Annotated in this window: 22 protein-coding genes; 10 read left to right on the top strand and 12 right to left on the bottom strand. The window is 43.9% G+C overall.

Translation table 11 applies throughout. The features are described from left to right. Positions 1 to 123: 123 nt before the first annotated feature. Positions 124 to 735: a LysE family translocator gene (locus tag SWOO_RS20200; protein ID WP_012326522.1), complete on the bottom strand. Its 612-nt coding sequence runs from the start codon at positions 733 to 735 to the stop codon at positions 124 to 126. A gap of 289 nt (positions 736 to 1,024) precedes the next feature. On the opposite strand from SWOO_RS20200, the gene SWOO_RS20195 reads away from it, so the two are divergent. After that, the gene (locus SWOO_RS20195; protein WP_012326521.1) at positions 1,025 to 1,414 is read left to right on the top strand and encodes a ribosome recycling factor family protein; all 390 of its coding nucleotides are present in this window, start codon (positions 1,025 to 1,027) and stop codon (positions 1,412 to 1,414) included. Between the two features lie 223 nt (positions 1,415 to 1,637). On the opposite strand, the gene SWOO_RS20190 is transcribed toward SWOO_RS20195, so the two are convergent. Next, entirely contained in the window at positions 1,638 to 2,534 is an 897-nt protein-coding gene (locus SWOO_RS20190; protein WP_012326520.1) for a LysR family transcriptional regulator, read from the bottom strand. Positions 2,535 to 2,631: 97 nt separating this feature from the next. On the opposite strand from SWOO_RS20190, the gene SWOO_RS20185 reads away from it, so the two are divergent. Beyond that, positions 2,632 to 2,976, top strand: a complete 345-nt coding sequence (locus SWOO_RS20185; RefSeq protein WP_012326519.1) for a DoxX family protein — start codon at positions 2,632 to 2,634, stop codon at positions 2,974 to 2,976. 35 nt (positions 2,977 to 3,011) lie between these two features. Here SWOO_RS20185 and SWOO_RS20180 read toward each other — a convergent pair whose 3' ends face one another. Together SWOO_RS20180 and SWOO_RS20175 are read right to left on the bottom strand one after the other, a co-directional pair. Next, positions 3,012 to 3,671: a flavin reductase family protein gene (locus SWOO_RS20180; protein WP_012326518.1), complete on the bottom strand. Its 660-nt coding sequence runs from the start codon at positions 3,669 to 3,671 to the stop codon at positions 3,012 to 3,014. Positions 3,672 to 3,706: 35 nt separating this feature from the next. Further along, a complete protein-coding gene (locus tag SWOO_RS20175) occupies positions 3,707 to 5,302 on the bottom strand; it encodes a cryptochrome/photolyase family protein (protein ID WP_012326517.1) in 1,596 nt (531 codons plus the stop codon). Positions 5,303 to 5,748: 446 nt separating this feature from the next. Between SWOO_RS20175 and SWOO_RS20170 the strand changes: the two genes are divergently transcribed. Both SWOO_RS20170 and SWOO_RS20165 read left to right on the top strand, forming a co-directional pair. Beyond that, complete coding sequence (locus tag SWOO_RS20170; RefSeq protein ID WP_012326516.1) at positions 5,749 to 7,935, top strand: OsmC domain/YcaO domain-containing protein; 2,187 nt, start codon at positions 5,749 to 5,751, stop codon at positions 7,933 to 7,935. 138 nt (positions 7,936 to 8,073) lie between these two features. Further along, positions 8,074 to 8,304: a hypothetical protein gene (locus SWOO_RS20165; protein WP_041418303.1), complete on the top strand. Its 231-nt coding sequence runs from the start codon at positions 8,074 to 8,076 to the stop codon at positions 8,302 to 8,304. Here SWOO_RS20165 and fdhF read toward each other — a convergent pair. From fdhF to SWOO_RS20135, 6 genes are all read right to left on the bottom strand, one after another. Next, positions 8,297 to 11,071, bottom strand: a complete 2,775-nt coding sequence (gene fdhF, locus SWOO_RS20160; protein WP_012326514.1) for a formate dehydrogenase subunit alpha — start codon at positions 11,069 to 11,071, stop codon at positions 8,297 to 8,299. The two genes, SWOO_RS20165 and fdhF, sit on opposite strands and share 8 nt — an antisense overlap. Positions 11,072 to 11,075: 4 nt before the next feature. Beyond that, positions 11,076 to 12,764 carry an NAD(P)H-dependent oxidoreductase subunit E gene (locus SWOO_RS20155; protein ID WP_012326513.1) on the bottom strand — a complete coding sequence of 563 codons (1,689 nt, stop codon included), beginning with the start codon at positions 12,762 to 12,764 and terminating at the stop codon, positions 11,076 to 11,078. Positions 12,765 to 12,990: 226 nt separating this feature from the next. After that, positions 12,991 to 13,245 (bottom strand): hypothetical protein, encoded by a 255-nt coding sequence (locus tag SWOO_RS20150; protein ID WP_012326512.1) that lies wholly within the window; start codon positions 13,243 to 13,245, stop codon positions 12,991 to 12,993. 10 nt (positions 13,246 to 13,255) lie between these two features. Further along, the gene (locus tag SWOO_RS20145; protein ID WP_012326511.1) at positions 13,256 to 14,080 is read right to left on the bottom strand and encodes a hypothetical protein; all 825 of its coding nucleotides are present in this window, start codon (positions 14,078 to 14,080) and stop codon (positions 13,256 to 13,258) included. Further along, the gene (locus SWOO_RS20140) at positions 14,080 to 14,433 is read right to left on the bottom strand and encodes a hypothetical protein (RefSeq protein ID WP_041417810.1); all 354 of its coding nucleotides are present in this window, start codon (positions 14,431 to 14,433) and stop codon (positions 14,080 to 14,082) included. The genes SWOO_RS20145 and SWOO_RS20140 overlap by 1 nt, the downstream gene beginning before the upstream one ends. Further along, complete coding sequence (locus SWOO_RS20135; RefSeq protein WP_012326509.1) at positions 14,423 to 14,962, bottom strand: hypothetical protein; 540 nt, start codon at positions 14,960 to 14,962, stop codon at positions 14,423 to 14,425. The genes SWOO_RS20140 and SWOO_RS20135 overlap by 11 nt, the downstream gene beginning before the upstream one ends. A gap of 350 nt (positions 14,963 to 15,312) precedes the next feature. Here SWOO_RS20135 and SWOO_RS20130 point away from each other — a divergent pair, with 350 nt between their 5' ends. From SWOO_RS20130 to SWOO_RS20110, 5 genes are all read left to right on the top strand, one after another. Continuing rightward, positions 15,313 to 15,999: a response regulator transcription factor gene (locus SWOO_RS20130; RefSeq protein ID WP_041417809.1), complete on the top strand. Its 687-nt coding sequence runs from the start codon at positions 15,313 to 15,315 to the stop codon at positions 15,997 to 15,999. Further along, positions 15,996 to 17,342: a sensor histidine kinase gene (locus SWOO_RS20125; protein ID WP_012326507.1), complete on the top strand. Its 1,347-nt coding sequence runs from the start codon at positions 15,996 to 15,998 to the stop codon at positions 17,340 to 17,342. The genes SWOO_RS20130 and SWOO_RS20125 overlap by 4 nt, the downstream gene beginning before the upstream one ends. Before the next feature lie 139 nt (positions 17,343 to 17,481). Further along, positions 17,482 to 19,527: a TonB-dependent receptor gene (locus SWOO_RS20120; RefSeq protein ID WP_012326506.1), complete on the top strand. Its 2,046-nt coding sequence runs from the start codon at positions 17,482 to 17,484 to the stop codon at positions 19,525 to 19,527. A gap of 135 nt (positions 19,528 to 19,662) precedes the next feature. After that, positions 19,663 to 19,911, top strand: a complete 249-nt coding sequence (locus tag SWOO_RS20115) for a hypothetical protein (RefSeq protein WP_012326505.1) — start codon at positions 19,663 to 19,665, stop codon at positions 19,909 to 19,911. 57 nt (positions 19,912 to 19,968) lie between these two features. After that, the gene (locus SWOO_RS20110; RefSeq protein ID WP_041418302.1) at positions 19,969 to 20,439 is read left to right on the top strand and encodes a cupin domain-containing protein; all 471 of its coding nucleotides are present in this window, start codon (positions 19,969 to 19,971) and stop codon (positions 20,437 to 20,439) included. A gap of 103 nt (positions 20,440 to 20,542) precedes the next feature. On the opposite strand, the gene SWOO_RS20105 is transcribed toward SWOO_RS20110, so the two are convergent. Further along, complete coding sequence (locus SWOO_RS20105) at positions 20,543 to 22,684, bottom strand: PKD domain-containing protein (RefSeq protein ID WP_012326503.1); 2,142 nt, start codon at positions 22,682 to 22,684, stop codon at positions 20,543 to 20,545. Positions 22,685 to 23,089: 405 nt separating this feature from the next. Continuing rightward, positions 23,090 to 23,947, bottom strand: coding sequence for a glutathione-dependent disulfide-bond oxidoreductase (gene yghU / locus SWOO_RS20100; protein ID WP_012326502.1), 858 nt, complete (start codon positions 23,945 to 23,947; stop codon positions 23,090 to 23,092). 253 nt (positions 23,948 to 24,200) lie between these two features. Between yghU and SWOO_RS20095 the strand changes: the two genes are divergently transcribed. Beyond that, positions 24,201 to 25,859 (top strand): aromatic amino acid ammonia-lyase, encoded by a 1,659-nt coding sequence (locus SWOO_RS20095; RefSeq protein WP_012326501.1) that lies wholly within the window; start codon positions 24,201 to 24,203, stop codon positions 25,857 to 25,859. The last annotated feature ends 69 nt before the right edge of the window (positions 25,860 to 25,928 follow it).

The raw sequence follows: 25,928 nt of genomic DNA, 5'->3' as shown, positions 1-25,928 counted from the left end.
TTGGGTTTACTGTTTGAAGCGAGTGAAATTTGATTAGTGAATTTAGCTCAGTGAATAGAGCGTTACATTAGTAGTGCGAAGCCGACACAATTTCGACTTCGCTAAGTGGTACCCTCTAGATTGTTAGCTGATTAGGATGCGCCCAGCTAAGAGGAGCAGTAGCATGCCTGATACCTTATCGATTGTTTGAGCGTGCTGCCTTAGTCTTATCAATGTTGTTGGTTTTGATAACATGCAGGCGATAAATATGTACCAGACTGCATCAAGAACCGTCGGTGTTGTGACAATAATTATTCGATTAACCATACTATCTGCGTTTTCCACGAATTGACTAAACAATGCGAGATAGAAAATGATGATTTTAGGGTTAAGTATAGAGATAACAAAGCCACTCCTTGCAGCTTGATAAAGGCTCATTTGTTTGCCGCTATTTAGTTTATCGGTTATTCCACCTTTTGATCGTAAAGAACAAATACCTAGCCAAGCCAGATATGCAGCACCTAGGTAAGTGATGGTGTTATAAAACAAAGGGGAGTTTTTTAATACTAGGGCAAGTCCTGCTAAAGAGAGTCCAGCATAGAGTCCAACTCCGATAGAGTGGGCACAAGCTGTAATGATACCTTGCGCTCTACCACCAGCAAGGGTATTTCTTGCAACCATAATGACCGACTGGCCTGGTGACATAGCACCGAGTAATGACACCATAAAAAGGGTCATAAAAATAGATATAGACATAAAGCCTCACATTAATTGAATGAGTATATTTTGGATACAACTAGGTCTTTGATAGGTGTTGTTACCAAGGTACGTTCAATAAAATATTGTGAGCCGCAAAGGCTTTAAGTCTTGTCATTAAATAATGGAGAAGATGCTGGTTTATACTGCTGTGGTATTGTAGCACTTTTGCTGCTCTGCTTCAGTCTTAATTATTCAGGCTGTTGTAGTAGTTTATCACTTGGGTTTTGCTCAGTTAGACTGAAAAGCTAACTCCTAGCCAGTATTTAAATTCAATAAAACTATAACTATGAAACCAAATATCACCATTTCACTACCCTCGCTTATTCATCGAATTGGCCGTGAAGCGGTTAAACAGGCTCAAGCTATCGCGAATCAATTTGATTGTGATCTCAAGCGTGTGCGTCGTTCACGCAACTGGGAAGTGATTGGCGAAGCTATCAAGATCCAATCCTTCTCTACTGAGTTGAAAAATCAGGGAGATGGTCGTTTTAACTTTCTTATTAAGAAGGTTGATACTGGACTGCTCAGCCATAGTGATAAGTTGGAGCCTTTAGAGGTAAAGCTTGCGCGTTTGATAGCTGCTAACTCCAATATTACTTTGGCTGAGTTAATACACATTACAGATTGCACCTTAGCAGAAGCCAGAACCGCACGACTAAACAGTGATGCTTGGTAGTATTAACGGATATTCAGATCTTTTAGCCACTCTGAAGTTGCTAGACCTATTTCCTGTGGGAAGTCTTCTTGAATAAAGTGAGCACCGTTTACGGTTATCTCTGTTAGGTTTGGCTAAGTGTGAACAAAGTCATCGCTATAGCTTGTCACTAAAGCTAGGGGAGCCTCGGGTTGCGCTGTTATTGCTCATTGACGGATCCCTAAAACCGACCAAACCTTGATTGTTAATCGATATTATCTTGGAAGTATTCGGCCAAAAAGTTTACAAATGCCTGAATTCTGTATGGCTGGTAGCCATCGGCTTTAAATACGGCGTACATGGGTAAGCTCATTGATTGGTAATCAACCAATATTGCCGTGAGTCTCCCATTATCTATGTGTTGTTTTACCATCCAGTTGGGTAGGGCTGATATGCCGTGTCCCATAAGGGACATCTTTAAAAGCATTTCGGCGCTATCACTTTTAACCCTTTCCTTTACCTTAACTTTGACTGTAGTGTTATTACTATCGGTTAGTGACCATATATTCGATGGTGCCTTTAGAGAGTAGACAAGGCATTGATGTGTGGTTAACTCCTCAGCAGTTTTAGGGGTTCCTTTATCTTTTAGGTAACTTGGAGAGGCAAACATGATGCTTTGGTTATTGAAAAGAAACCGAGCTTTGTAGCCTGAGTCTGGGAGGGTTGCAACTCGGATCGCAATATCTACCTTACTTTCGATTAAATCAACTTGACGATCGTTGACAGAGATATTAACTGTTAGCTGTGGGTGGATAGCCATGAAGTCACTGATTGGTTTCGCTAGAATTTGAGTCGCCATCGCACTTGGCACTGACAGCCTAAGTTCACCTATTACTGCGTTTAGCTCGCCTTTCAACTGAGACTCTATATAGGTCATTTCATCGAGTGCCTGCTTGCAATAACTTAAGTAGTTTTTCCCTTGGGTTGTTAATTGGATTTTGCGACTGTTTCGGTGAAAAAGCGTAAAGCCTAATTTTTTTTCTAACCAAGCTATTTTTTTGCTAACAGCACTTTGTGTCAGATTCAGCTCATCAGCTGCAGCCGTAAAACTTCCTGACCGAGATGTGTGAATAAATAGCTGCATAGATTCATACTTATCCATATGCATTCCATTTTGGAATTTATGTTAGGTAAAAAATAGCATTTATCGTTTGTTTTTAGAATGTTTTAATCTGCTTATTAAATACAGGAGAAGAACCATGAGCCAAGTTATTGCTACGTTACTCGCTATTTTTTTTATATTTGCTAGCTCAATAAAGCTACTTGGTTGGCAAAAGTTAATTTTTGAGACTCAGTTAAGTTTTTTCTTAAAATATGGACTAAATAGAGCCATGATGTTTATTGTTGGCTTGATTGAATTAACAGGAGCCTTGCTATTAATCTTATTCTTGATGACTTCTCTTCATGAATATCAATTTTTGGGGGCATGGCTTCTTGGATTGACCTCTTTAGGTGCGCTTTTCTTTCATTTTAAATTTGATAAATGGACTGATGCGATTCCTGCTGGCATGACTTTATTACTTTCGTTGTTATTGGTGTTGTAAATCAGCCTTAAACAATATTTAAATTGGCGAAGACACTAGGCGTCTTCGCCGCCACTTAGTGGTAGTTTTTCAAGGTGTTTGTTTGGTTTAGCGTAACTTAAACGCGTTAAACGCTTTGTCTGGTGATAACTATCGAGACCAGATACGGTAATGGTATCAAGTGCTTCAATATCGATATACCCATCTGATTTAATTCCCAAGGCATCAACAATAACGTGCTTTATTTCACCTATCACTAGGGTGGTGTTGTTAATCATCAATTGAGTCATTTCACGGACTTCAAGTGAGAATTTAAGCTTACTTTCCATTACAAAAGGGGCAATGATCCCTTCAACATATTCCTCTGTTAACCCAACCTCAGTAAACTCAGACACATTGGCATCATAACGAGCTGATGTTTGATGAGCTTTGCGGTAAATTTCAGATGTGACATGGTTAATGGTGTAGCTTTTAGTTTGCTTGATATTACTTAGCGTATCTCGTGGAACGCCATCAGGTCGAATAATCATCCCCATTAGTGCAGGGTTAGCACCAAGATGAAATACTGAACTGACCATAGATAAGTTACTGCAGCCATGAGCATCTTGGCTGCCAACCAGATTTGCGCTTTTGAAGCCTGATAGACTATTGATTAATCTTGCTCGATTTCGTTGCTGCATTTGAGCAATGTCGATTGTTGTTAAATGTTTCATCATTAATCATTATCTCCTTAAGAAATATAGCTAGATGTTTATAGCTCTTCGATATGGCAGAGTAGATTTTCTGCATGGGATAATATTAACTCTCTATCCTCTACGGGCTTTTTTAACCAATTGGCATAAACCATTTTAGTTCGCGGATTGGTACTAAAATCATCGAAGTGTTGAGCCATAAACCGCCAGTACAAAGCGTTGAGAGGACAGGCCTTGTTAGTGTGACTTTGTTTTACCTGATAGTGACAGTTTGTGCAGTAATCACTCATTTTATTGATATAGTTTCCACTGGCAGCATAGGCTTTAGAACCTACTATTCCACCATCGGCAAATTGGCTCATTCCTCGGGTATTTGGCATCTCGACCCACTCAATAGCATCGATATAAACCCCTAAGTACCAATCATCAACTTGGTCAGGAGCTACACCTGAAATTAAACAAAAATTGCCTGTCACCATTAAGCGTTGGATGTGGTGAGCGTAGGAATACTCTAGCGATTGCTTAATGGCATGATGTAAACAGTTCATTTTAGTGTCGCCACTCCAAAACCAAGTGGGGAGCGCGCGCGTCGCTGACAATCTATTAAGTTCTGCATACTCGGGCATGTTTGCCCAATACACGCCTCTAACGAACTCTCGCCAGCCTAGTATTTGTCTTACAAAACCCTCTATTTGCGCTAAAGTTATCTCTCCTTTTGCTGCCTGATAAGCGGTAATGGCTGTATCAATAACATGTTTAGGACTGAGCAGCTTGGCGTTGAGCGCAAATGATAATCGTGAGTGATATAAGGTCCACTGCCTGTCTTCGCTTAATGCACCTAACTTAAGATCTAGTTTAGCTGTCATCGCATCTTGAAACTGCCCAAATCTGACTAAGCAATATCGGCAAAAATGTTCAAGGAGTTTATTAGCTTGATGACGCGTAATTGGCCAGAGTAAGTTAGCTTGGACAACCCCTATTGTCGCAACGTTATGGCGCTCAACTCGTTGTAAAATAGTGCTGACATCATTAGCGAATAATAGGGGAGTTGGCACATCGTAAAAGTCTGTCACTTTGATTTTTTGTCGATTATCGGCATCAAAATTCCATTTCCCACCAAGAGGGCTTCCTTGCTCCATTAACAAGTTAAATCTGGCTCTCAATTTTCGATAAAACGGTTCTAAACGGTGCTTTTTACCCACTTTAAAGTAATCAACTAATTCAGCATCAGACAAATAGAAATGTTCACTTTCATAGGTTTTAACACTTATATCTATAGAGCGAGAAAACAGAGATAGCTGCTGTCTTAAGCGATATTCATCGGGGAGCTGGTATTCAAACTCTTCAATTTGGTGACGATCAATAAGCTCGTTTAATAGTGTAGGTAAGTCTTGATATTGGGCTGTTTCATCTAATGTAAGGTGCAATACACTATGCCCTGCTTGCTCAAGTGCATTAGCAAAGGCTGCCATTGCTGCAAAAAAGGCTGACACTTTTTGGATATGATGCCGGGTGTAGTTTGTTTCTTGATATAGCTCCGCAATCAAATATAAGGTGTTGGGAGACTTATCTTTATACCAAGAGTGCTCGGCGTTAAGTTGATCACCGAGAATAAGTCTAAGTTTTTGTGTTGGTTGACTTCCTAATAGACTCATCTACCTTCCTCTTCAATTCTCTTTCGAACAGCTAACGCTGAGAAAGCAATCCTGTATTGCTTTTCTGATATAACCTTATTGGTAATGAAGCCATTAAGGCATGAGATGATTCGATATAATGACAAGGTGAGCCCGCAGATGAGTAATCGCTATTATCTATACGTGCCAATTCATATAAAGGTTTACTTTTTTGTGCGGCATGGCTTTTTGCTGGCGACTTAATTTGGTCATCTAGATTCGCTACTTTCACCTGCCTGTAAGCTTTTTAACTGAGATATTCAGGCTTGTTTTTTGAATTTATCGGTCTTTGTAGTCAGCATATGTAATTAACCCAAGACTAATGAGTCAAAAACACCGATAATTCCCCACAATTAAGTTCATTTGCGCTAGGGTCACGTAAGACTCAGGGCTGAGTGACACTCGCTATATAAGTGGAAATCTATTCAATGGAAATCAAAGTTAATTTTCTCGACAATCTGAGATTGGAAGCTAAGTTCGATGACTTTACTGTCACAGCAGATCAGCCTATTCGCTACAAGGGTGACGGCTCGGCGCCGAGTCCTTTCGATTATTTCTTAGCATCGTCTGCCTTGTGTGCCGCCTATTTTATAAAGGTGTACTGCAAGGCGCGTGATATTCCGACTGAAAACATTAGATTGTCACAGAATAATATTGTCGATCCTGAAGATCGCTATAACCAGATTTTCCAAATTCAGGTTGAGTTACCTGAGGATATCTCAGAGAAAGATCGCCAGGGGATTTTGCGTTCCATTGAGCGTTGTACCGTTAAGAAAGTGGTGCAAACAGGCCCTGAATTTAAGATTGAGACTGTTGAAAATTTAGATGCCGATGCCAATGCGATGCTCATGGGACAAGGTGATAGCGACGCGAACACCTATATCTTAGGTAAAGATTTGCCACTTGAGCAGACCATCTCCAATATGACCGGCATCTTGGCGGATCTTGGAATGAAGATAGAGATCTCCTCATGGCGTAATATCGTACCCAACGTATGGTCACTGCATATTCGTGATGCTGCATCGCCTATGTGTTTTACCAATGGTAAAGGGGCGACCAAAGAGAGCGCACTTTGCTCTGCGTTAGGTGAGTTTATCGAGCGTCTTAACTGCAACTTTTTCTATAATGATCAGTTCTTTGGTGAAGAGATTGCCAATAGCGAATTTGTTCATTACCCAAATGAGAAGTGGTTTGAGTTAACTGACGATGATTCACTTCCTGCGGGTATGTTAGATGAATATTGTTTAGAGATTTATAACCCAGATGGCGAGCTTGCAGGCTCTAACCTGATTGATACCAACTCGGGCAATATCGACCGTGGGATCTGTACCATTCCCTATACGCGTCACTCAGATGGTGAGACAGTGTACTTCCCATCAAACCTAATAGAGAACCTGTTTTTAAGTAATGGCATGAGCGCGGGTAATAACCTGCAGGAAGCACAAGTTCAGTGTCTGTCTGAGATCTTTGAGCGCGCCGTTAAGCGCCAGATCATCGAGCAAGAGATAGTCTTGCCGGACGTGCCACAAACAGTGTTAGAGAAGTACCCAAGTATCTTGGCTGGAATTAAGGGACTAGAGGAGCAAGGCTTCCCTATTGTCGTTAAAGATGCCTCACTAGGTGGTCAGTTTCCTGTGATGTGTGTGACCTTAATGAATCCAAAGACTGGCGGTGTATTTGCCTCATTTGGTGCTCATCCAAGTCTTGAGGTCGCACTAGAGCGCAGCTTAACTGAGTTGCTGCAAGGCCGAAGCTTCGAAGGGCTAAATGATGTACCTAAGCCTACTTTTAACAGCATGGCCGTGACTGAGCCTGAAAACTTTGTTGAGCACTTTATCGATTCAACCGGCGTGATCTCATGGCGCTTCTTTAGCAGTAATGCTGAGTTTGAGTTCTGCGAGTGGGATTTCTCAGGCACTAACCAAGAGGAAGCTGATAGCCTGTTTGGTATTCTTGCTGACTTAGGTAAAGAGGTATACACCGCTGAGTTTAACGACTTAGGTGCGTCGGCGTGCCGTATGCTAGTGCCTGATTTTTCAGAGGTCTACCCAGTCGATGATCTGATTTGGGATAACACCAATAAGTCGCTTGAATACCGTGAAGATATCTTAAATCTACATTCCCTGTCTGATGATGAGCTGGTGGATCTGGTCAATCGTTTAGAGGAGAGTCAGCAGGATAACTACACCGATATTCGTACCATGATAGGTATCGTGTTCGATGAGAATACCGTTTGGGGGCAGCTCACCATTATCGAGCTTAAAATTCTTATCTATCTAGCACTTGGTGCTCACGAGGAAGCGATAGAGTTAGTTGGTGACTTCCTGCAGTTTAACGATAATACGGTTGAGCGTGGTCTGTTCTATCAAGCGGTGAATGCTGTATTGGAAGTGACCTTAGATGAAACTCTTGAGCTTGAGCACTTCATCAATAACTTTAACCGTATGTTTGGTATCGATGTGATGCAAAATGTGGTTGGCTCGGTTAATGGTGATGTTCGTTTTTATGGCTTGACCAAGACCAGTATGGCCTTAGAGGGAATTGAGCCACATCTGAGACTGATTGAAAGCTACAAGAAACTGCATAGCGCACGAGCAAAGAGCGCCGCAGAATAATCGACTGTACTAGAGCAAAAAAGCGAACCTTATGGTTCGCTTTTTTGTGGCTATAGCCTTGATCTCAATCAAGGTAGCATTTCCGATTAGGTCTCATTATATTAGTCAAATACGATACTGATGATTGAGGCGCTTATGATGACTGATAACAAGCTAATTTTGATCCTAAAGTGTTGTATCGCAGTTGGTATCTGCTTAATCCTACTTGGGATCTATTTCCATAACTTCAATGAGGCCATCGAAGCTATGGGGGTTAAAGGGATCATCATTAGCGCCGTTTGTGTGGCTTTTGGTATGGCGCTCTCTCTTCCTACAAAAATGTACCTAACCTTTATTCTCGTTAAACGAGAGTCCGAGAAAACTAATTAACCGCTTCTCCACGTACGGCTGCAAACTTAAACTCTGGAATTTTTCCTACGGGATCCAGTGCTGGGTTGGTCAGTAAATTTGCCGCCGCTTCCACATAAGCGAAGGGGACAAATACCATATCTTCGGCAACAGCTCTATCTGCGCGGGCGAGCAGCTCTATCTCACCGCGGCGAGAGAGTAAGCGGATCATTCCACCTGGCGAGATTCCTAAGCGCCTTAATGTCTTGGGATGAAGTGAGCAGTTGGCCTCAGGCTCTACTGCATCTAAGACTTTGGAGCGACGTGTCATACTGCCCGTATGCCAATGCTCCAATTGACGACCTGTGGTCATAATCAAAGGGTACTCCTTATCCGGCAGTTCGTCGGGGGCAATAACACTGGCCGGGGTAAACTTTGCTCGGCCACTCTGGCGGGGAAAACCATCACCAAATACAATGGCTTCACCGGGTTGGTTTTCACCATTACAGGGGTAAGTGACTGCGTTTTCACTCGATAGCCTTTCCCAACTAATATTGTCTAATGAACTCATGCCCAGCTTCATCTCATTGAAGATCTCGCGGGGTGAAGGATATTGCCAGTTAAGCCCTAGGGCGTTGGCAAGCTCAATCAGTATCGCCCAATCTTGCTTGGCTTCTCCCGGCGCATCCAGCGCTTTTCTCCCCATCTGCACCTGACGATTGGTATTGGTCACAGTGCCATCTTTTTCGGCAAAGGCAGCGGCAGGGAAGATAACATCTGCGAAACTGGCGGTTTCGGTTAAGAAGATATCCTGAACGATTAAGTGCTCCAGTTTAGCTAATGCATTACGCGCATGGCTAACATCGGGGTCTGACATCGCAGGGTTTTCACCGAGAATGTACATGCCGCGGATCATATCCTTATGGATGGCATCGATAATCTCCACCACTGTGAGACCTGGGGTTGCTGATACCGCTATCGCGTCACTCTCCTCTTGCCAGATCTCATCAAAGTGTGCGCGGATATTGTTATCTTTCACAGTTTGATAGTCAGGGAGAAACATGGGAATAAGGCCAGCATCTGATGCGCCTTGGACATTGTTTTGCCCCCTGAGAGGATGCAAGCCACTGCCGCTACGACCCACATGGCCACACATGAGGGCGAGTGAGATGAGGCAGCGAGAGTTATCGGTACCGTGAATATGTTGACTGACCCCCATGCCCCAGAAGATCATGCCCGCTTTGCCTTTAGCGAAGGTGCGTGCTACCTGACGAAGTGTCTGTGCATCTATGCCGCACAAAGGTGCCATCTTTTCGGGCGAGAAGCCAACAAGGTGATCTTTCTGAGCTTGCCAGTTTTCCGTGTGCTCATCGATATAGGCTTGGTTTTGCAGCCCCTCATCCACAATGATATGCATGATGGCGTTAAGTAGAGCTACATCGGTGCCGGGTCTAAACTGCAGCATATGCGTGGCGAAACGCTTCATGGCTGTGCCGCGAGGATCCATCACGATTAACTTGCCGCCTCGGCGCACAAACTGTTTAAAATAAGTGGCTGCGACTGGGTGATTTTCTGTGGGGTTACACCCTATTACGATAGCAACATCAGCGTGCTCTATCTCGTTGAATGAGGCGGTCACGGCCCCTGAGCCAATATTTTCAATCAGGGCCGCTACAGAAGAGGCATGACACAAACGAGTGCAGTGATCGACATTGTTATGGCCAAAACCTTGGCGAATTAATTTCTGGAATAGGTAAGCTTCTTCATTGGTGCACTTGGCTGAGCCAAATCCCGCCACACTCTCACCGCCATGATTTTTTTTAAGTGTTGACAGCCCCTTGGCGGCGACCTCTATCGCCTCTTGCCAACTGGCTTCTCTAAAGTGAGTAAGAGGATTAGCAGGGTCAACATTTAACCCCTTGGGGGCATCTTTGAGTCTGATAAGCGGCTTAGTTAGTCGGTGAGCATGGTGGATATAATCGTAACCAAAGCGTCCTTTAACACAGAGACGAGATTCATTCGCTGGACCATCTAATCCGTCGACATACTGAACCTTATTATCTTTTACCTTCAAAGATATCTGACACCCAACACCACAAAATGGACATACAGATGAGACCGCTTTATCGATTGATTGCTCACAGGTCATGTTGGTATTGTTAGCAATAGATGCTGGCATTAGGGCATCGGTTGGACATACCTGCACACACTCACCACAGGCGACGCAGCTAGACTCTGCCATCTCATCACTTTGATCGAAGATGATGGCGCTATCTCGGCCTCGATTGGCCATGCCGATAACATCGTTAACCTGCACCTCCCGACATGCTCGTACGCACAAATTACACTGGATGCACGCATCAAGATTAACACTCATGGCGACATGACTGTCGTCGGTTAGGGGGACTCGCTTTGGCTCTATTTTTGGAAATCGACTGGCATCAATATCTTGTAACTGTGCCATTTGGGAAAGATGGGAGCCACTGTCACTGATCTGCTTTGGTTGATCGGTTAACAATAACTCCATCACCATTTTTCGAGAGCGTGTTGCTCGAGAACTTTGACTATGCACCACCATGCCTTGAGTAGGTTTGCGCAGACAGGAGGCGGCAAGAACCCGCTCTCCCTCTATCTCAACCATGCAGGCTCGGCAGTTACCGTCGGGTCGATAACCTGAACTGTCAGTAAAGCAGAGGTGAGGTAGCTTATTTCCCTGGCGTTTGGCGACTTGCCATAGTGTTTCATCGGGGCTTGCTGTGACCTCAACATCATCTAAGGTAAAGGCGATGGTGTGCAGTTTAATATCCATGGTGTTACACCTCATCGGGAAAATGTTTGATGGTAAGACGAATGGGGTTTGGTGCTGCTTGGCCTAAGCCGCAAATAGAGGCGTCCTCCATGACACTGCTAAGCTCTGACAATAAGCTGGTATCCCATTTATCTTCACGCATTAACTTGACCGCTTTTTCACAGCCAACGCGACAAGGCGTACATTGACCACAATTTTCATGATCGAAAAACTCCATCATATTAAGGGCGGCGTCGCGGATGCTGTCTTTATCCGATAATACCAAAACTGCGGCAGAGCCTATGAGTGAACCATGGGGTTGTAGGGTATCAAAGTCCAGTGGCACATCGGCTAAACTGGCGGGCAAAATGCCGGAGGAGGGGCCACCAGGTTGATAAGCTTTCAGCCGATGACCTTGGATCATGCCGCCAGCTGCCTCAATGAGATCGGTAATGGTCGAGCCTGCAGGTAGAAGATAGACGCCGGGATTAATGACTCTGCCTGACACCGAATAACTGCGCAGTCCTGTGCGGCCATTTTTGCTGACAGAGGTCAGTATCTCGCCACCTTCGCGGCAGATCCGTGCGACCCAGTAGAGAGTCTCTATATTATGAACTAAGGTGGGCTGGTTAAAAATTCCCTTTTGAGCCACAAACGGTGGACGATGTCGCGGCAGTCCGCGTTTGCCTTCGATGGACTCAATCATGGCACTCTCTTCACCGCAGATATAGGCACCTGCACCTCGGCGAAGTTCGATATAGCCAATAGGGACGATATTGGCTGATTCCAGTTCGGCTATTTCACGTTTGAGTATGGTAAGCGCTGCTGGGTACTCATCACGAAGATAGAGGTAGATATGCTCAGCTTCAACGGCTTGTGCGGCGATCAGCATCCCCTCCATAAAAAGGTGAGGCTGAGTTTCCAGATAATACCTATCTTTAAAAGTACCGGGTTCCCCCTCATCACCGTTAACGGCCATGTATCTTGGGCCTGATTCGGCGCGCACAAAACTCCACTTTTTCCCCGAGGGGAATCCTGCACCGCCCATGCCCCTGAGGCCAGCTGAGAACACCTTATCCTCGACCTCAATGGGGTCTAAAGTACTGGCTTTCATCTGCTCGTAGAACTGATATCCGCCCCCTGCGAGGTAATCAGTCAGGGATTGATAGCAAGGGATTGGGGCAGTAAAGGCGTTTGACGATATCGCTTGTTGAAGTTTAGCGGGTGTGGCGTGATCGATATGGTTACGGCCAAGGGCTACGGTGGGCGCGGTATTGCAGCGGCCCATACAGGGAGCGCGCAATACGCGAACCTCTTGGTTGTCTAGGGTCTTATTTAACTCATCGGCTAACTCATCAGCTCCGGCCATTGTACAGGAGAGGCTGTTACACACGCGAAGCGTCGTTGCGGGGGGAGGTGTTTGTCCCTCTTTTATTAGATCGAAGTGGGCGTAGAAACTGGCAACTTCATAGACCTCAGCCTCGCCAATATTAAGGTGATCTGCAAGGGCTTTAATGTGTGGAGCGCTAAGGTGACCAAATGTGTCCTGAACTCTGTGAAGGTATTCAATCAGTAGATCACGCCTGAGCGGCATATCTTTTATAAGTTGTTGAACTTCATTGAACGCCCCCTCTGAAAGTTGGCGTCCCTTAGGTGTTGCACGCCCTTTGCCCTTTGCTGACTTCCAAATTCCAGCGTCCCGTATCTCTGTCATCTCATCATCTCAAAACTTGTAGTTATTTTATTTAACATAACCACTTTGGCTGTGATATCAAGTGTACGTGAGCTGAGTTATTTTTATCATCAGATTAAATATATTTATCGATAGATTATATTTATATACTGGCTGAGATAAGCCCAAGATCTTGGGCTTATCCGCTTTAAGGGGTTTATGGAGGGCTAAAGTATTTGGAGCTAGTTGCTCTCCTACTTATTCAGCACTATGGCGTTATGCATTTACATAGCCAAGCATCATCTTTATCATTTCGTTTAGCTTCAATAATACCGTAGCCATGGCTTTTTATTTTTTGTGCAACGCGCTGCAAGGCTTTTGCATAGTCTTTAATGTTTTCTATTTCTGTCTCTATTTCAAGGGTTTCCCAATCTTCTAATCGAAAGAACTTTATATTTTCCTGTGTGGGGGAGAGCGTTGAACTCTCTTCCCACTCTTGGCGGGTTATCTCATTAACATTCATTGCTTAACCCCTATAGAATGTCTGTAATAAAGGTAATAGTGTTATCAATTGATGGGCTATTACCTATGGTTGTATTGAAGGCTTCTCTCTCCTTGTTTTTTAGCTCTTTGGCTTGCTTTAAGCTGTTTAATTGCGTCCCATCAATATCTTTGCTTTTGTAAGTTACTGCTCTGTTATTCAGCATATAATTGAGGGCTAATAAGCTGGTGTCGACTAATTCTAGATAGTTCATCACACCATTGAAATCTGCCGATATACTGTTGACTTGGTTACCTTTGACATCTGTTAAATTTTTTTTGCTATTCGTGAGATGATAGAAGGTCATTTTGCTTACATCGGGGAGTAATTTATGCAGGTTATCTAATTGTGTTTGAAGTTTAACAGCACCTTTGTCTTCTGTTAGATCAACTAGGGTGTCGTACATATTTTGCAATATCATTTTTTTATGGGTATTTAACGGCCCTAAATGGCCACTGCCTAAACCTCCTTTAACGGCAAGTATACTTCGAGTGCTGGCATCTTTAGCTGCTTTGCCTGTCATAAATGCACTGTTTATCTCTGTGGTTCCATACCAGTGTCCACTTGATTTTCGTTTCAGCTCAAAGTCACTCACTACATTGGTTGCATTACCATTTGTTTTATCAACTTTAGGAGTGACCACTATAGTGCGGGTTTTAATCCCGATGGTGCCTTGAACTGGCTGTTGAGGGTCTGTCGCGCGAGTTTCAAGGGCGATGCTGTTTCGCTCTGAGTGGTGGTAGGTAACCGCATTGCTGCAGCCTGATAAGTGCGTTAATGCCAAGAATGGGATGAGTGCTAAGGTGATAGTTCTCATTATTTTACATCTCCATATACTTTTTCGCGTAGTTTATCGATAGAGTTTGCACTTTTAGCTAATTCCTCTGCGGCATCTCCACTTGCAACAAACTCTGAAACTTCCATATCATCCAGTCCTTTTACTTTTACCTTGTTCACTGAAAATAGTGACATGGCATCTGTTTCATCTGTTTTCTTAGGTACGATGGCGTAGATATCCCTATCGTAACCCAATGACATCTTGTTACTTCCTTCAGTGCTGGCAGCTATGGTTAACCCAAAGGAGGTTTCCTGCACATAGACTAGGTGGTTGGCTTGGCAACCACCTAAAAACATAACGAGTAGTGGGCATAACATCTGTTTATTCATCATTAATATCCCTATCAGTTGGTTTTATTTTGAGCACAGCGCAGATATCTTCATCTCGTTTCTGTGCTGCATTTAAGTAGTAAATAGATATTGAGTCTTTTTGGTCAACCCTGAGTGTTTTGCGCGAGGAGGATCCTAGGTCTACACGAATATGGTAAGGAGAGGCTGAAAAACCTAGTCCTGCCTTTTGGCTACTGACAATCACTGGTGTATTAGCATACTTCTGTACTTTCTCTGGCTCATCAATCTTTGAGGTGTTATCGAGGATTTGGTCGATGCATACAGAGTGCTCTGTGCTGAGCAAAGGGTAGACGAGTCGCTGCTCTATATGTCCAAGCTGAATACCTAACATCGGCTCTGTATAGATATGTAATCCAGAGGCTTGATTGGTGACAATTTTAGCATGCTGATAAAGTGCTATGTGAGACTCACTAGCTATGCCAAAATTATTGAAGGAGCAGCCACTTACTAACAGCATAAAGCCAGTTAAGATAAGGTGTGCTAGCCAATGCTTGTAGTCTGTTACATGCATCGTGTTCCCTTCGATGACAGTTGTTCTTGTAAGGTTTGTAACCTTAAATTCACATTTTAGATAAGATAACCTATCTATATCTCTGTGTCCAAAATGGGTGTAAAGCAGTTATTTAACCTAGTTGTTGTGTATTTTTAAGAGGACGTTTTTTCGAGTCGATTTTAGATACTGTGAAACCATTTTCAGTGAAGTATCTATCTCTATCAATACGCCTGTGTGTTCACCTATTTACCATCCAATAATTTCTGCGATATTTGATTTGTAAATGCCTTTGGCTAATGTTGCGTCTATGTTTCAAATGATTACACTGTGTGGCCATATTCTTCTCTGACCTTGCAATGATGAGTACCATGGACCCGATTAAAATTTTGGTGATTGAGGATGACAAGCTTCTCAATGCCCAATTAGCTGAACTACTGCGAGCCAAAGGCTATCTTGTTAATCAAAGTTTTGACGGTGAGGATGGGTTACTGCAAGCATCATCTAAGCTGTACCAGCTTATCCTACTCGATGTGATGTTACCGGGCCGTGATGGTTTCTCACTGCTTAAAATGTTGCGTAAGTCTTGCCAAACTCCAGTGATCATGGTGACAGCTAAAGGCGCCGAAGAGGAAAGAATTCAAGGGTTTAGTCAAGGTGCTGATGACTACGTGGCAAAACCTTTCAGTAGTACTGAGTTGCTATTACGTATCGAAGCATTATTGCGTCGTAGCCATACTTTAAAGAACGAATTGATATCCCATGAGCTGATACTGGATAGTTTACAGATCAACTACCGTGAGCAGACAGTCATGGTCTGTGAGCAGGTGCTAGAATTTACCCCGATCCAATTTAAGTTACTGTGGGAGCTGCTGCTACACAGAGGTGAAGTGCTCAGTAAAGCCTACCTTTACCAGAAGGTGTTGAATCGAAATATTGGAGCTTATGACAGAAGCTTAGATATGCACTTGAGTCGAGTGAGACGTAAGCTTAATGATGCCGACTGGCAGGGAGAGCGACTGCAAACATGCCACGGTAAAGGGTATTGCTTGGTATGAGCCGTAAACTGTTTTGGAAGCTTTGCTTGATTATTGCTACTGGAGTCGTTGCACTCTTCTATGTGATTGGTTTGTTGACCTCCCGCACTGAGGAGGGGATGAGCTTGTTGGCTGTTGAGGACAGACAAACCTTGACCGCATGGGGAAAAGAGGCACAAGCCCTCTACTTAGCTGGTGACGAGAAAAAGCTGGCCTTGTGGTTAGCTAATTTGCAACGAGAGGAGAATACTTGGGCTGCGGTTGCAAGCTATGATGTAAAACACTTAGCTGGTGGCGATCTAGGAGATAAATTCAGTCAGGGCTACAATTTAGGCCGTAATGTGGAGTGGAAAGTACATCTCTACTTTGCTGCTAACCCTACTATGGAAGTGCCTTTTACCGATCAACAGGTGAGCTTCTTAATTCGGCTGCCAGAGAGAATGAGACCGGGCGTTTACTGGCGTCATACAGAGCTTACCTTTCAAATTATCTTACCTACTATTCTATTAGCTCTGCTCTCTTTTATTCTTTACCGACACATTATGAAACCCTTGCTGCAACTACAGTTGGCCACTCGTCGCTTCAGCAAGGGAAAGTTTGATGTGCGGGCGAAAGCCTTAATGGGGGAGCGAAATGATGAGTTCTCCGACTTAGCCGGAGCTTTCGATCAGATGGCTGTCCGAATTGGTGAGCAGATAATTAGCCAACGTCAGCTAATTGCCGATCTCTCCCATGAGCTTCGTACCCCATTAACGCGATTAGATATCGCGTTAGGAGCGGTAAAAGAGAGGGGAGAGGATGAAAATATTGAACGGATCGACAGAGAGTCTAGTCATATTCGCAAGCTAGTGGAAGATACCTTAACCCTTGCCTGGCTTGAGAATGAGCAGCCGGAGTTACAACAGGAGTCTCTAGAGCTGATCGACCTTTTGGACGTCCTGATTGATGATGCCAAGTTTGAATTTCCCGATAGGGAGATGGTCACTCAGCTTCCCGACAGTGCCTTGGTTGAAAACTCAAGCCACAGAGCTGCTGGGCAGGCTCTGGAAAACATTTTACGTAATGCTTTACGTTACACACCCAGTGGTAAAGTAGTACACGTTATCTTGACTGATCTGGGTGATGTTTTTCAAATCGATATTCTCGACCAAGGACCAGGTGTGCCAGATCAATTTTTAAGTGCCATTTTCAAACCTTTCTTTCGTTTAGACAGTTCTCGTGGAGCAGAGGGAAGCAGTTTCGGTTTAGGTTTAGCCTTAGCTCAGAGGCAGTTAGCCGCAATTCGCTCAAGTGTTACTGCTCAAAACAGGGGAGAAGGAGAAGGCTCTGGCCTATGTATGACCATTAAAATCCCCAAAGTTTAATACCATGAATATCACTCTTACAACTCGCTTTAATGGGTCATTGATGACTTGGTAAATGTAACAATTGTAAAATCACTGTCATTACCGCTTTAAATGATAATAATTCTTGTTTACATTTTATCATTTACATAGGCGCGTTATGACATCGTTTCACTCGGGGAGAGGAGTAAAGCCTCTCACATTAGCTATCTCGCTGGCACTGGCGGCGAGTAATGTGTACGCAGAAGAGTCAGCAGTTAACGAGAGCAAGGTGATTGAGTCGATTGCTGTTGTCGGCCAGACGACCAACACTGAGATCACCCCCGATGAGCTTGAGAAGTATCAAGCCAATGATCTTGCGGATATTTTTAGATTTGTACCTTCAGTCTCTGTGGGAGGCTCTTTAGGGGTCGCACAGAAGGTCTATATTCGTGGTCTAGAAGACACCTTATTCAATGTTACCGTCGACGGCGCGCCGCAAACTGGCACACTATTTCACCATATTGGTCGCGTGGCTATCGATCCTGAGCTGTTAAAAGAGGTCGAAGTGCAGGCGGGTGCTGGGGAGGCAACCAGTGGCGCAGGTGCTATTGGTGGAGCGATCCGCTTTAAAACCAAAGGAGTCGATGACCTGCTTAGTTCTGATGAGCAGTTTGGTGGAACGATTAAAGCGGGTTACTTCAGTAATGACGGTTATAAAACCAGTGGTACCTTTTATGGAAGGCTTTCGGATAGCTGGGGAGTATTAGGATCTTACATTTATATTGACCGTGACAATATGGAAGATGGTGATGGCAACGAACTCTACGGCACCTCGGCTGAGCAGAGTTTAGGCTACGTTAAGGTTAATGGTGAATTGACCGATAAGCAGACTTTGAGTCTCAGTTATGAGAAGCGTAATGAGGAGGGGGAGTTTGGAGCAAGACCTAACTGGCCAACCTTAGAGGGAGACACGTTATTTCCTATGGAGGGTGAGCGTGAGACCTTTGTGTTAAATCATCTTTTTTCTGCTAATGACTTAATTAATCTTGAAACAAGCTTGTTCCATACTCAATCCTCGGTGGAGCAGAATCGCTTCGATCGTTGGGGGCTCTATGGTGCAGAGATGAAAACCTATGGCTTTGATATTTGTAATATCAGCCTATTGGGTGATCACACCCTGACCTATGGTATTGAGTATCGTAAAGACAAGGTCAGCAGTGAGTATCTTGCCGATGCCAGCGTATGGCAGAAGTGGGCTTGGGATCCTAATATCGGTAAGTTCCAAGAGGAGGGGGAAGTTAAAGGTATGTATCTGCAGGATCACTGGCAGATCAATAATGAACTCTTACTCAGCTTTGGTGTGCGCTACGATCAATATGATGTTGAGCAGGTAACTTATGATAATCAGACCGACAGCGATGGTGTTAGCCCGAATATAGGCCTGAATTATGACTTCCATCCGAACTGGAGGTTGACCTTAGGGTATGCTCAAGCGATGCGGGGCAAAGAGGTCGGTGATGCCTTTACCTTAGCGCAAGCGCCAGATTGGATATCAATCGATCCTGATCTCGATGCTGAAAAGGTGGATAACACCGAAATTGGTTTGAACTACCATGACGAGCATTGGCAGGTGACCGCTTCAGTGTATCAATCTGATATCGATGATGTTATCTATGATCAACTAGGCCGTGACGTCTATTTTGAGAATATTGGTCAGTTAGAAACCAAAGGTTTCGAGCTAAAAGCTGTTTACTGGTATGAGGATTGGCGTGTACAAGCCAGCTACAGTAATAATGATGCTGAGCTAAACGGAAATACTGTCGAGGGCTATGAGCATATTGGTTTGGCTAATGCTCGTGGTGATACCTTAGGTTTAAATGTTAACTATGCGCTTTCTGATAATCTTGAGATGGGATGGAACTTTAGTTACGTCAGTGATCTCAATGATATCGAGGTTCTTCAACGTGGCGTAGAGATAGGTTGGATAGAGCAGACTCAAACTATCGATAAGCCAGGTTATCAGGTCCATGATATCTATGTTCAATGGGTTCCGCTAAGTAGTGAAAGCTTGACGGTAAACCTCGCGGTACAAAACCTGTTTAATGAGCAGTATCGTGATCATTCAAGTGTTGGTGATTATAACAAAATCAAGGGTTGGGAAGGGGTTGCAGGCCTCTATGAGGCTGGTCGAGATATCCGTGTCTCAATGACTTACCAGTTCTAAAGAGTAATTTGATCATTGTTTTTTAAGCTGTCACTGAAAGCCTGTAATAGTTGCAGGCTTTTGTCAGTGTAAAAAGCGGCTGATTATGAGAGACTTTGCTCCATTGAACGAATAGGAATTAAGAGTACTAATCAGATGAATGATGAACAGAATATTATCGACAACCTAGATGATTTAAGACGCTTTTTGGTATCAGTTGAAACCGGTGGTTTAGGTCTTCAAGGTGTTGAAGGCGTGGGTATGGCAACAAATAATGCCGATGGCCGTCACTTTGTTGCAGTGTTTGATGCTAACCATAAGCTTTTACATGCGCGTTGGGTGACCGATGAAGTGTATGAAAATGGTAAAGAGATGGTGCGTGACGGTGTAAGGCCTAAGCACTAAAGTAAAACAGCAAAGTATTAGCACCAATAGAGTGATGTTATGACTGACAAGTTATCTTTGGAAACTGCGGACTCATTTATTGAGCATTTGAAATTAGAGCAGCATGTCGAAGGGGGTTATTTCCGTTCTTCATATCGCTCTGATGAGCAGTTTGATGATACTCGGCCTCTTTGGACAAGTATCTACTTTCTGTTGCGCACTGGGGAGGTATCTAACTTTCACCGCTTAACAGCCGATGAGATGTGGTATTTCCATGCAGGTCAATCGCTTACGATTTACATGATTGATGAGGCTGGGGAGCTAACAACCGCTCAACTTGGATTAAATTTTGCTGCTGGTGAACGGCCACAATTTTTGGTGCCCAAAGGGTGTATTTTTGGTTCGGCCATGAATAACCCTGGTTTCTCACTAGTAGGTTGCATGGTGTCACCAGGCTTTACGTTCGATGATTTTGAGCTGTTTAGCCAAGAGTGGCTACTGACTCAATATCCTCAGCATAAAGAGGTTATCACCCGCCTTAGTCGTTAGCTTGATAAAAGCTTTAAGCTGATAAAAGAGAGCCAGTATCAACATTCGTTGATACTGGCTCTTTACACTTTACCCTGAGATTTTTTAAGACTTGTTGTATAGCTTATCTAAATTTGAGTTTTGCTCTGCCTTTAAGGTTGTCATTGTCTTTGACGATAAGTTTTACCTTAGAGGCGCGATTACCAAATTTAACTGCAACTGGGCCAGAGGCTTTGCTGCCATCATTAAATTTCCATCTGTGCTGGGTGATATAGCCATCGTCATCATAGCTAAGCGATACAAAAACATCGATAAACCATAGGTTTATATGCTTAATCACAGCGGTAGGTTTACTCTTTTTAGATACTGAGACTGTTTGAGAGCTGGTGTGAGACAGGCCGTCATCGTCGGTCACGGTGAGGCTCACCAGATAATCGCCGCTTTGAGCATAGCGATGGGTCAAGGTTTCGGTATCTGCACTGCTTCCATCACCAAGGTCCCACAGATAACTGACTATCTCGCCATCCTCATCACTAGCGGTGCTAGTAAAGCTGACCTTACTGTTTTTGACATTAAAGTCAAAGCTAGCGACAGGGGCGATATTCTCCTCTTCATCTTCGATGATAGTGATCAGTAGAGGTGGATTATCGACAGGGGCATTAGCGCCCGAGAGAATAATGTTGAACTGAGTATCACCTTCCAGATTATCGTTATCTAAGATATTAATGGTTAGTGTTTTAGTGGTTTCGTCAGCAGCAAAAACAACATGAGTGTCGATGGCCTCATAATGGATGCCAGCCATGGCTGTCAGATCTTGGGTAGCGACTTGAATCGAGGTTTCACCAGCAACGCTGCCCTCTCTTTGTAGGGTAAAGGTGAAACTCATGCCATCTTCGGCAACGCTATCGCTGCTTAATACTGCATGTACCTTGTCCTGAGATATGGCATCTAGCTGTATGCTATCGAAAGAGGCATCACCTTTTTCTCCCTGAACTTGGTAATCGAGTCTAAACTGAACCTTCTTTCCAGCGTACTCATCGAGATCCACATTAACCTGCTCCCACTCTCCATCTGTGTGCTTTTGACCTATCATCTGCCAAACAGGAAGCCAGCTCTGGCCATTATCTAATGTGGCTTCAATGGAGAGGGTGCCCATATCCTCACCGTACATAGAGAAGTAAAACGCCATTGTTGGTGAGTTCTTAGTGGTGAAATCAAAGCAGGGGCTGAGCATGGCAACATGATCGCCCTCGCTAATAAAATCATCCATCCTACTTGTGTCGACATGGATAAAGCTGTGTCCCTCTACGGGCTCATCGGCGCCAGTGCGAGATGAAGAGGTGTCACTGTCAAAGCGCCAGTTATATCTATTATTGGCGACATCCTGAACCCAAGGGGTTGCAGCTACCACCTCGTTAACGTTAAAGCCTTCATGGTGAGGGTACTCAATCACTTGGGTTGAGTTATCACAGGTTGGCACGGTTCGACCTTCGCCATATTTGTCATAAAGGTGGTACTTGTCGGTAGAGATAAGACTAAGCATACGAGTCTGCTGCTGCGGGGAGAAGTGTGTACGGCAGCGGTTTCTCCCTCCGCTCATGATGTTTTTAGCATCTGGAGCATAAAGCACTCCCTCATCATCAACAAGGTCACCGTTGTATACACAGTTCTCTATGTAATCATCTTCATCGGGATCCGGTGGTGTATCGATAATATGGTCGCCATATTTCCAGCCCATGGGGCCTGCTAGCAGTGAGATTGGGCCATCACTGTTACTTGAGTATGTGTGTCTGATGCTGAGGTTATGGCCTATCTCATGGGCCGTAGTGGAGTAGATAAGATCTTCTGGATCGACCTCTACAGCATCCGTTGCTTCATAGGGCCACCAGGCGTGACCATTAAGACGTTTGAGCTCGGTCACGAGTATGTTGTAGCTATTGAGGTCAAAGAAGGGTCTGACTAGCTCCTCATCATCTGTGTCCCACCCATCTTCTGGATCATGGAAACCCGGCACATCTTCGTTGGTAATATAAACCGTATCTTTATGATTAAACTGCACGCCCATTGGTTGGTAGTACAAGTTTAACTTTTCGATCCCCTCTCTTAGTGTCTCCCCATCGGCCTGCGCGTCTGTTCCCTGTTTATCTGCTGCGGCAACTAGAAAGCGAACATCTAGTACCTTAACCTCATTGTCCTCTGCTAGAGATTGAGAGGAAAATAACAATAAGGCTATCACTCCATATAAGCTGCGATATGAATATTTCACGTTAATATCTCCATCACTTTGTTGTTATCTGTTGGTGTTTAATTGCTTGTTGATTGTTTTTTATCTGTTCTTGGTCAATTCACCTTTGCGGCAGCGTTAACGCCCTGACTGCCGAATCTCACTTGTGTGAATAAACTCATCAAATAGTGGGTGGGAGATTTCTAAAACCTTTCCAAGCTCGTTTTTATATCTATTTTTTATCTCTGGCTGTAACTAATTGAATTGAATGGAGTGATATTTGCAGTGTATTAAGCTGTTGGTGTGCGAATTGGTGGTGTTTTGTGTTTTCATTTCTTGGGAGGGTAACATCTTAGAGCGTTGAGGGAACTGCGTTATATGCCGTTGAGGAGAAGGTCTGTACATTAATGCCACTCGGTTGAGTGGCATTTTTAATGAGTAAAAACTTTAAGGCTGCTTTGCGAGCACAGCATCAATATCAGCTGCGCTATGTCGCTCTGCTAGTTGCTCCCACTCTTCACCCCATGAACGGTTCACAATGCGGCCACGTTTAACTGCATCGCGTTCGCTCACTTGTTTAGCCCAGCGCACTAAGTGAGGGTAGCTTGATACATCTAAAAACTCAGCGGCGTTATATAAGTTACCGAGTACTAGACTGCCATACCAAGGCCAGATGGCGATGTCGGCAATACTATATTCACTGCCACCAATAAACTCATTGTTAGCTAGCTGTTTATCCAGCACATCAAGTTGACGTTTAGCTTCCATGGTAAAGCGGTTTATTGGGTATTCGAACTTTTCTGGGGCATAGGCATAGAAATGGCCAAAACCACCGCCGAGATATGGCGCAGAGCCTTGCAGCCAAAATAACCAGTTCATCACTTCAGTTTTAGCGACTAAATCCGTAGGTAAAAAGTGGCCAAATTTTTCTGCCAAATAAAGGAGGATGTTACCTGATTCAAATACGCGAATAGGTGAATCAACTGAGGTATCAAGTAGCGCTGGTATTTTTGAGTTTGGATTGATATCCACAAAGCCGGAAGAGAATTGATCGCCATCACCAATGCTGATCAAGTAGGCATCGTATTCTGCCTCTGTTACGCCTTTGGCTAATAACTCCTCCAGCATAATGGTTACCTTTTGGCCGTTAGGCGTGGCCAGTGAATGTAGCTGAAGTGGCTGAGTGCCTTTAGCTAATACCTTCTCATGTCTTGGGCCTGAGTCGGGACGATTGATGCTGGCCCACTCGCCACCATTTTCATTATCCATGGTCCAAACTTTTGCCGGTATGTATTGGTTTGTCATGTTAAGTCCTATCTGTAGAGCCGTATGGGAAGGTGATCGTTACCGCAATATCAAGCCTAATGGGGCTGTTAGTTACTGTTTATCTAGCTGTTTTTGTGACTTCAATTAGAGAAAGAAATTATTCGTGAACTGCATTGTAAATATGAGCTGTTTAAGTTTGCTGCTTATTTATTTGTGATCATCGTCAGATTCGAACTATCACTTAATAGGTATTCTCCAGCCCTCGAAAACATGTCCTATAAAGAGTTGTAATATGAAGTTATCGGTGTTGAGTCAATCAGTGTTAGTTGCTTGTTGTGTTGCCCCTGCTTTTGGGGTCTTAGCTGATACTATCAGCCTAACCGGTAAAGATCTAACAATCGAACAGTTGCTTAAAGTACAAAATGGCGTAGCGAGCATTACAGTTAGCCAGCAAGGCAAACAGAATATTCAGAACAGTTTTGACCTATTAATGGATTCAGCTCGCCAAGGTACTCCAGTTTACGGTTTAACAGTTGGTGTTGGTAAGAATAAAGATACAGAAGTTTTCGGTAAAGATGGCAAAATGTCAGATGAAGCGGTAAAGCTCTCTGAAGACTTTAACCGTGACATGTTATTCACTCACTCTGCGGCATCTGGTGAGCCAATTGAGCAGTCGGTTGTGCGCATGGCCATGACTATTCGACTAAACCAAATCGCTACCGGTCATGTTGGTGTTCAGCCTGACGTGGCTCGTTTATATGAAGAGTTCGTCAACAAGAACATTATCCCTGTTGTTCCTTCAGATGGCTCAGTGGGTCTGTCTGACATCCTATTAGCATCACATATTGGTGCCGCTATGATGGGTGAGCACGAGGTGTTCTACAAAGGCGAGCGTATGCCTGCGGGCAAAGCATTAAAAGCCGCTGGTGTTAAGCCTTTAGTGCCATTTGGTAAAGATGGCCTATCGATTCTCTCTAACAACGCACTATCAACAGCGCAGTTAGTCCATGCCATGGGTCAGGCTGAGCAATTAATCGAGTTCTCTCCTAAGCTGATTGCAGCGGGTCTTGAGTCAATCAATGGTAATATCAGTCCAATTTTACCTCACACCTTAGATGCGCGTCCTATGCCGCATGTCCAGGAGGTGGGTAACGATATTCTTACCAATCTTGAAGGTGGTTACCTGTTCCAGCGTGATGAAAAACGTCCGTTACAAGATGCCTTATCATTTCGCGGTGCACACTGGCCTGTCGCTAATGCTATTAGTCAGTACAACAGCCTTGAAGAGCTAGTACATATTCAGATCAACAGCTCTGATGATAATCCAACTGTTTACTTGAATGCTAAGCACTCACGTTTCAACAAGTACCCACAAGTTGAGCAGTACTTCACTGATGGTAAGGTATCTGGCGCAATTAACTCGTCTGCTAACTTCGACACCATACAGCTAGCGACGACAACGGAAGCGTTCAGTATCGCAATGGCTCAGTTAGGTAAATACTCATCGAACCGTCAGATTAAGATGATTGACCCCTATTTCACTGGATTACCCCGTGCCCTAGTGAATCCTGATGATACTAACGGTCAGAGCTTCTATACGCTGCAAAATGGTTTCACTGCACTGTTTGTAGATATCGCCCACGCATCTAACCCTGTCTCTTTTTATGGTCAGGCTAACCAAGGCGGGATTGAAGATAACTTCAGTAACTTCCATCAAGCGTCTAAAAACCTAACCACAGTGGTCAATGGTGTGTCTTATATCTATGCATTTGAGCTAATGACCTATGGCCAAGCGTTAGATCTTCAAAAGAAAGTTCATAATCGCGATCTTTCAGATGCTAACAAGACGCTATTGAAAGACTTACGTAAAACCGTTGATTTCTATGCCGATGACACTCGTACTTTCACCATCGATATCGAAGCATCACAAAAATTCTTAATGAAATACTAAGAGCAAACAATTAAGCCTTAAGAAGACATCAAATCGATAGTTTGATGTCTTTTTAGCATAAATAATTTA

Origin of the sequence: Shewanella woodyi ATCC 51908 (assembly GCF_000019525.1) — a bacterium.
GTDB lineage: Bacteria > Pseudomonadota > Gammaproteobacteria > Enterobacterales > Shewanellaceae > Shewanella > Shewanella woodyi.
Note: the sequence above shows the minus strand (reverse complement) of the source record. Positions and strands in the feature narration are given on the sequence as shown.

Coding starts and splice junctions, on each gene's coding strand:
- SWOO_RS20200 (WP_012326522.1), bottom strand. CDS start 735: ATGTCTATATCTATTTTTATGACCCTTTTTATGGTGTCATTACTCGGT.
- SWOO_RS20195 (WP_012326521.1), top strand. CDS start 1,025: ATGAAACCAAATATCACCATTTCACTACCCTCGCTTATTCATCGAATT.
- SWOO_RS20190 (WP_012326520.1), bottom strand. CDS start 2,534: ATGGATAAGTATGAATCTATGCAGCTATTTATTCACACATCTCGGTCA.
- SWOO_RS20185 (WP_012326519.1), top strand. CDS start 2,632: ATGAGCCAAGTTATTGCTACGTTACTCGCTATTTTTTTTATATTTGCT.
- SWOO_RS20180 (WP_012326518.1), bottom strand. CDS start 3,671: ATGATGAAACATTTAACAACAATCGACATTGCTCAAATGCAGCAACGA.
- SWOO_RS20175 (WP_012326517.1), bottom strand. CDS start 5,302: ATGAGTCTATTAGGAAGTCAACCAACACAAAAACTTAGACTTATTCTC.
- SWOO_RS20170 (WP_012326516.1), top strand. CDS start 5,749: ATGGAAATCAAAGTTAATTTTCTCGACAATCTGAGATTGGAAGCTAAG.
- SWOO_RS20165 (WP_041418303.1), top strand. CDS start 8,074: ATGACTGATAACAAGCTAATTTTGATCCTAAAGTGTTGTATCGCAGTT.
- fdhF (WP_012326514.1), bottom strand. CDS start 11,071: ATGGATATTAAACTGCACACCATCGCCTTTACCTTAGATGATGTTGAG.
- SWOO_RS20155 (WP_012326513.1), bottom strand. CDS start 12,764: ATGACAGAGATACGGGACGCTGGAATTTGGAAGTCAGCAAAGGGCAAA.
- SWOO_RS20150 (WP_012326512.1), bottom strand. CDS start 13,245: ATGAATGTTAATGAGATAACCCGCCAAGAGTGGGAAGAGAGTTCAACG.
- SWOO_RS20145 (WP_012326511.1), bottom strand. CDS start 14,080: ATGAGAACTATCACCTTAGCACTCATCCCATTCTTGGCATTAACGCAC.
- SWOO_RS20140 (WP_041417810.1), bottom strand. CDS start 14,433: ATGATGAATAAACAGATGTTATGCCCACTACTCGTTATGTTTTTAGGT.
- SWOO_RS20135 (WP_012326509.1), bottom strand. CDS start 14,962: ATGCATGTAACAGACTACAAGCATTGGCTAGCACACCTTATCTTAACT.
- SWOO_RS20130 (WP_041417809.1), top strand. CDS start 15,313: ATGGACCCGATTAAAATTTTGGTGATTGAGGATGACAAGCTTCTCAAT.
- SWOO_RS20125 (WP_012326507.1), top strand. CDS start 15,996: ATGAGCCGTAAACTGTTTTGGAAGCTTTGCTTGATTATTGCTACTGGA.
- SWOO_RS20120 (WP_012326506.1), top strand. CDS start 17,482: ATGACATCGTTTCACTCGGGGAGAGGAGTAAAGCCTCTCACATTAGCT.
- SWOO_RS20115 (WP_012326505.1), top strand. CDS start 19,663: ATGAATGATGAACAGAATATTATCGACAACCTAGATGATTTAAGACGC.
- yghU (WP_012326502.1), bottom strand. CDS start 23,947: ATGACAAACCAATACATACCGGCAAAAGTTTGGACCATGGATAATGAA.
- SWOO_RS20095 (WP_012326501.1), top strand. CDS start 24,201: ATGAAGTTATCGGTGTTGAGTCAATCAGTGTTAGTTGCTTGTTGTGTT.